Here is a 5,403-nt window from a genome sequence, read left to right as displayed (position 1 = left end):
CGGGATTAGACGTGCAAGCAGAGAGAAAAGCGTGCGGCCGCCACTCCGGTGCATGCAATGGTTATCCGCAACACACCAATGCGATACGATCGGTCAGCGCGGACTTCGTCCCCGTGGGTGACCATCACCGTGTGTAGATAGTAGCAAAGTTTCGTTGGTCAAACAAGTTTCGGCGAGAGCAGCAAATCGAGTTCTCGAATACAGGCGTTGGTTGGTGCCACGCAGTGCATCCGGCACGTCGGCATTAATTGAGCATTGTAATTCAGGCGTTGGTTGATGCCCCGCAGGGCAGTCGGCACTCGAGTCTTAGTCGGGCGTTGGGGTAAATCGGTATCGGTCGTGCGTTGGTTGTGCCCCGCAGGGCGCGAGGAAGGCAGCAAATGTCCGCGACTCAGTCGGATAACGGTACGCATCACCGGGCGGCGGCGAAAGACTTGCAAGCAAACAGGAAAACTGACCACCGCCGCTCCGGTGCATGCGATGGTTATCCGCCGTCACCCGCACGATAGCGATTGCGAGCGAGGGAAAGTTGGCGGCGAGACACAAACGTACCATCTCTGGTCGGCCAGAGTTGCCCCCACAGCGAAGTCAAAAGACCGATCGCGAGGAAAAGCAATGACACCAACGCGGCGAAGAGCAGCACCTTATTAAGAATACCCGTCGGTAGGTAGATAAGGATCAAGCTGGCTGCGGCAAAGAACAGGTTGGAAACAATCGTGCATCGCGCAGAAAGCTTTAGTGCAAGGTCACACCCGCAACCGACGCAACGCACCCGCTGCAGTGGTGAGAACGTCCTCGGGATGGCTTGCTCGCAAAGTACGCAAAGGCGTGTGTCGCGAGGACTGCGTATTGATGGTTCGTACGGATTCACATTCTCAGTCGGATAACGACCGGGATCACCGGGTGGGAAGGGAAAAGGTAACCATCAGGAAACGGCCGCAAGTCCCACTCCGGTGCATCCCATGGTTATCCGTCGGGTGTGAAGGTGAGTGATATGCAAGCAAAGATAGAAAGCCTAGCGAATCATAAACAGTCGACATTGTTCGCAGTGGAAAGCAGGGATCCGGTATCCAAGTCCCCATTTCGTTTTACCAATCCGGTGGCCCTGCGAGAAAATGCGCTTCATTGTGGATATGGTGTACGATCGCCAGTTGACGCGGGTACTTGAGACAACGTCGCCTTGGTCCATTGCGATTCCGCAACTTGGACATGGCATTTGCGTCGACGCGTCAATTGATGTCGGCGGCAAGTAAGGTGATTGCTGCGATTCGTTTGCCATCATCGGTTGCGTTACGGGTGTTGGATTGATTGTGTGCAACGAGTCTTTCAGTCGGATAACGGTATGCATCACCGAGGTGGCGGGATTTGACGTGCAAGCAGAGAGAAAAGCGTGCGGCCGCCACTCCGGTGCATGCAATGGTTATCCGCAATGCACCGTTGCGATGCGGTCCGTCGGCGCGGACTTCGTCCCCGCGGGTGACAACCACCATGTGTAGATCGTAGCAAAGTGTGATCGGTCAAGCAAGTTTCGGCGAGCATCGGTAAATCGAGTGTCTAAGTGCGGGCGTTGGTTGATGCCACGCAGTGCATCCGGCACGTCGTCATTGATAGTGCATTGGAATTCGGGCGTTGGTTGATGCCCCGCAGGGCAGTCGGCACTTCGGTGTAGTTCGAGCAATGAGGGCAAAGCGGTATTGGTCGTGCATTGGTTGTGCCCCGCAGGGCGCGAGGAAGGCAGCAAATGTCCGCGGCTCAGTCGGATAACGGTACGCATCACCGGGCCGGGAGTGTTGACTTGCAAGCAGAAAAACCCGCCTGCAAGCCCGGCTCCGGTGCATGCGATGGTTATCCGTATTCTAGCCAGAGAGCAATGACGCCCACCGTACACGCGAATTGGGTGCCAAGCAGTGTGAAGCATTTTACTGATTTCGCGAAGCACGGAACAGTCATCGCAAGCGAGGTTGCGATTGCAATTAGAACCCACGCCGTAGTCAAAATGCCCATGTGTGTGTAACCCGACGCAAAGGTCGGGACCAACCCGAGCATGCCACAGAACAACGTGTAAGAGCCGGACACAAAAAGAAGTCGAGCCGATCGTGACGAAGGTGCATCTTCAAAAAAGTCTGAGGAGCGCTGAAGCGATACATTTTTACCAGCAAGTGCCAGTCCGGCAAATGGGCCTCCAATCGCGCCCAGAATCATAATGCCAACAACGGCAAAGCCTCTAGCGCCCTCGAATTTGGGGATGTCGATCAGTTCAGCGTAGATTGTGCCAAGGGCGGCAGCAGTAGTAGCGCCGCAGATAAGGCCCGCAACAACAAAGAGCAAGAAGTAACCGAGTGTACGCAATTGAATTCACAGGGGTAGTTGGCAGGCGGGATATTTTCAGTCGGATAACGGTATGCATCACCGAGGTGGCGGGATTTGACGTGCAAGCAAAGAGGAAAGCGTGCGGCCGCCACTCCGGTGCATGCAATGGTTATCCGAAAAACACCATTGCGATGCGATCCGTCAGCGCGGACTTCGTCCCCGTGGGTGACAATCACCGTGTGTAGATCGTAGCAAAGAGCGGTCGGTCAAGCAAGTTTTGGTGGGCAGCGTTAAATCGGGTGCTCGAAGACAGGCGTTGGTTGGTGCCACGCAGTGCATCCGGCACGTCAGCATTGATTGAGCATTGCAATTCAGGCGTCGGTTGGTGCCCCGCAGGGCAGTCTGGACTTGAGTCTTGATTGGGTGTTGGGGGCAAAGCGGTTTTGGTCGAGCATCGGATGTGCCCCGCAGGGCGCGAGGCGGGCAGCAAGTGTCCGCGGCTCAGTCGGATAACGGTATGCATCACCGAGGTGGCGGCGATTGACGTGCAAGCAGAGAGAAAAGTGTGCGGCCGCCACTCCGGTGCATGCAATGGTTATCCGGAAAACACCATTGCGATGCGTTCCATCAGCGCGGACTTCGTCCACGTGGGTGACCATCACAATGTGTAAGTCGTAGCAAAGAGTGATCGTTCAAGCAAGTTTCGTAGGGCAGGAGTATATCGAGTGCTAGAAGACAGGCGTTGGTTAGTGCCACGCAGTGCATCCGGCACACCGGCGTTGTTCGAGCATTGAAATTCAGGCGTCGGTTGGTGCCCCGCAGGGCAGTAGGCACTTCGATGTTGGTTGAGCATTGGGGGCAAGGCAGTGTTGGTCGTGCGTCGGATATGCCCCGCAGGGCGCGAGGAAGGCAGCGAATGTCCGCGGCTCAGTCGGATAACGGTACGCATCACCGGGCGGCGGCGAAAGACTTGCAAGCAAACGAAAAAGCGAACCACCGCCGCTCCGGTGCATGCGATGGTTATCCGCGATTATGGCTCAGTCAGGCGTTTGCGGCAACCTCTGCATCGGCAATTGCGTCCCAAAGTTCGATTGCCAGTGGTCGCCCATCATTGTCAGGTGCAAGGCCTACGGCAGGGTTTGGTGGAGTAACCATTCGCGTGATGGCGTCCGCGTCATTGGAGCGGATAGCCTCTATTGCGTTCGCAAGAAATTGTTGACCATCAAGTTGAGAGTCAGTCGCGGCAATTGCTTCAGCAATTGCAGGATCAGAACCAGTCGTCGCAGCGTGAAGATTTGCGAAAGCCCAGTTTGCGGTGTTCCATTTAGTACCGGAAATCGCGTCACGAACAATGCCAGCGAAAACAGAGCGGCCAGCATTTCGCGTGGAGTCAGATGACGCATTGGCCCATCGCGTTGCAGCGAACATGATGTCTTCGACTACTGAGTTGGCGTCGAGCATGTTCGTGGCTGCAATTTCACGTTCGTTGTCTAACATTCTTGCGAGCAAATCACGGTTGTAATCGCCATCAACTAACCATCCGCCAAGCATAGCAGCGAGTTTTCGGGTTATGGAATCATCGCTCATCGCCATGCTACCGGCCAGCCATCCCGATGCTTGCGGGAATTTTGCCATTGGTGCAAATAGGGCGGTTTCCTCGCCTCGTTGGGCGAGATCGTCCCAAGCCCAGTTAAGTGACGCGCCAGCGGCAGTTTGGAGTCGTTCCCAGGGGTCAGTCATAGTGCATTCTAAGCGTGTGTGGCGGATGTCGCAGGGTGCATTTCAGTCGGATAACGGTATGCATCACCGAGGTGGCGGGATTTGACGTGCAAGCAGAGAGAAAAGTGTGCGGCCGCCACTCCGGTGCATGCAATGGTTATCCTTGTAGCATGGGTAGCGTCAGTCGAAATTCAATCCCGCATGGTCCAGTACGCCAAACAGGAAGTACAGGCAAGAGCATTCGCTGTGGTCAGTAATGGGGTAGAGGTCGAGGAACTTGTTCACGTCAGCGTAGTGGTCGTTGTTTTGCACTCGTTCTGCAATTGTTGCAAGTTCCGCCATTTGGATGTCAGTTGCAGAGTCGAGAAATGAAAAGATGTCGTCATCGAACTGATTTTGCCCGTAACGCAGAGCGGGTTCGATGAGATACGAGAGTTCGCTGGGCAATTCAGCGAGGACGCCATGTTCTAAGTATTTCGTCATCGCGAGTGTAGTGGACCAATTTCAGGGAGTAACGCATTCATAGACTTAGTCGGATAACGGTACGGTTCACCGGGCGGCGGCGAAAAAGGTGCAAGTAAAAGGAAAACGCGACCACCGCCGCTCCGGTGCAACCGATGGTTATCCGCAGTCTTGCTATTCGTGCACGCGTTGTGATCGCTACGCAACAAGGCGGACAACGCGGCGAAGTGTTTCCCTTCCAAACGTTCGCCATCCGTACTTGTAGTCAAGGAAAGCGTCGTTCGCGCAAGGAAAACTTCGTAACGCCTTGAATTCCAATGGGGCGTAGAACCAGCTATTAAAAGTATCAACAGAATCGTCAGCAAAGTATATGCCGCTGTATCCACGGTGCGCGTAGAGCAGTTGGAAGGGGCCAGTTGACGCGACGTAAAGCAAGATGAGAGAAACCGCAAATCCAGTCAAGTACAGATGCGGTTGTGTTTTACTCGTGAGTTTCTTGCGAAAATAGATAAGCACGAAAAACGGTCCGGTAAGCATCGCAGTAACAATCAGCACCAAGGCAATCTTAGCGAGAACAAAAATAATCGCGAAAACAAGCGACGTGACAAGAAGCGACCGTATAGAAAAACGCATTGGGGCGAGGCTAGTGTCGGCGAACTAGACGGATCCTGTCAGTCGGATAACGGTATGCATCACCGAGGTGGCGGGATTTGACGTGCAAGCAGAGAGGAAAGCGTGCGGCCGCCACTCCGGTGCATGCAATGGTTATCCGCAAAACACCGTCGCGATGCGATCCGTCAGCGCGGACTTCGTCCTTGTGGGTGGCAGTCACCGTTTTGGAATCGTAACAAAGAGCGGACGTTCAAGCAAGTTTCGGCGAGCAGCAGTAAATCGAGTGCTCGAATTCAGGCG

Annotated in this window: 9 protein-coding genes; all 9 read right to left on the bottom strand. The window is 54.7% G+C overall.

Going from position 1 to position 5,403, the window contains the following annotated elements; all coding sequences use genetic code 11:
• Nucleotides 1–5: 5 nt before the first annotated feature.
• Nucleotides 6–128: a hypothetical protein gene (locus RC85_RS28935; RefSeq protein ID WP_261340494.1), complete on the bottom strand. Its 123-nt coding sequence runs from the start codon at nucleotides 126–128 to the stop codon at nucleotides 6–8.
• A gap of 178 nt (nucleotides 129–306) precedes the next feature.
• Complete coding sequence (locus RC85_RS27820; RefSeq protein WP_162273266.1) at nucleotides 307–555, bottom strand: hypothetical protein; 249 nt, start codon at nucleotides 553–555, stop codon at nucleotides 307–309.
• A gap of 460 nt (nucleotides 556–1,015) precedes the next feature.
• The gene (locus tag RC85_RS29110) at nucleotides 1,016–1,216 is read right to left on the bottom strand and encodes a PF20097 family protein (protein ID WP_420821408.1); all 201 of its coding nucleotides are present in this window, start codon (nucleotides 1,214–1,216) and stop codon (nucleotides 1,016–1,018) included.
• A gap of 13 nt (nucleotides 1,217–1,229) precedes the next feature.
• Nucleotides 1,230–1,487 (bottom strand): hypothetical protein, encoded by a 258-nt coding sequence (locus RC85_RS27225; RefSeq protein ID WP_162273265.1) that lies wholly within the window; start codon nucleotides 1,485–1,487, stop codon nucleotides 1,230–1,232.
• 765 nt (nucleotides 1,488–2,252) lie between these two features.
• Nucleotides 2,253–2,546, bottom strand: a complete 294-nt coding sequence (locus RC85_RS27815; protein WP_162273264.1) for a hypothetical protein — start codon at nucleotides 2,544–2,546, stop codon at nucleotides 2,253–2,255.
• Between the two features lie 135 nt (nucleotides 2,547–2,681).
• Nucleotides 2,682–2,972, bottom strand: coding sequence for a hypothetical protein (locus tag RC85_RS27810; RefSeq protein ID WP_162273263.1), 291 nt, complete (start codon nucleotides 2,970–2,972; stop codon nucleotides 2,682–2,684).
• A gap of 379 nt (nucleotides 2,973–3,351) precedes the next feature.
• Complete coding sequence (locus tag RC85_RS24660) at nucleotides 3,352–4,050, bottom strand: hypothetical protein (protein ID WP_157594055.1); 699 nt, start codon at nucleotides 4,048–4,050, stop codon at nucleotides 3,352–3,354.
• Nucleotides 4,051–4,209: 159 nt separating this feature from the next.
• Entirely contained in the window at nucleotides 4,210–4,512 is a 303-nt protein-coding gene (locus RC85_RS24655; RefSeq protein WP_068267425.1) for a hypothetical protein, read from the bottom strand.
• A 622-nt stretch (nucleotides 4,513–5,134) separates the two neighbouring features.
• Complete coding sequence (locus tag RC85_RS27805; protein ID WP_149753464.1) at nucleotides 5,135–5,323, bottom strand: hypothetical protein; 189 nt, start codon at nucleotides 5,321–5,323, stop codon at nucleotides 5,135–5,137.
• Nucleotides 5,324–5,403: the final 80 nt, after the last annotated feature.

The organism is Rubripirellula obstinata, assembly GCF_001642955.1.
Taxonomy (GTDB): domain Bacteria; phylum Planctomycetota; class Planctomycetia; order Pirellulales; family Pirellulaceae; genus Rubripirellula; species Rubripirellula obstinata.
This window is presented reverse-complemented; position numbering and strand designations above follow the sequence as displayed.